The organism is Chitinophaga sp. 10T418, assembly GCF_056394125.1.
Genome location: NZ_JBFTHG010000068.1, coordinates 1 through 425, shown reverse-complemented (window position 1 = coordinate 425; position 425 = coordinate 1). Strand labels below are relative to the sequence as shown.

The window sequence follows — 425 nt, the reverse complement described above, 5'->3', positions numbered from 1 at the left end:
CCATCGATGATAATGCGCAACATAATAGTTGCTTTGCCGGCGGGGTTCTTGTTGTCCTTCCTTAACCAGAATGAAATTGATAATTCTTGACTGACTTTCATGTTCTTTGTGGGTTTAAGGTTAACTCCTTTGGTGTTGTTTGGTGTTAATTGTTTTGGTTTGAAGTCCTAAAACCCTGATCAGTGAAGCATTACAGAGAGAAAGGTTACACTAAATTTAAGTATTGCTGGTGTAACCTTTTATGTTACCATTCACCTTCGTTTTGAATGATAAACCTTTGTAGTCCCAAAACAGAAAAGCCGCGTAAATCGTGCGATTTATGCGGCTTTGATACTGTTTGTATTCTTTGTTGTGATCCCCTTGGGACTCGAACCCAAGACCCATACATTAAAAGTGTATTGCTCTACCAACTGAGCTAGGGAATC

General features: G+C 39.3%; 1 tRNA gene. It reads right to left on the bottom strand.

Annotated elements, in window-relative coordinates:
* Nucleotides 1–352: 352 nt before the first annotated feature.
* Nucleotides 353–425: transfer RNA gene (locus AC1DCV_RS35810), tRNA-Lys, on the bottom strand.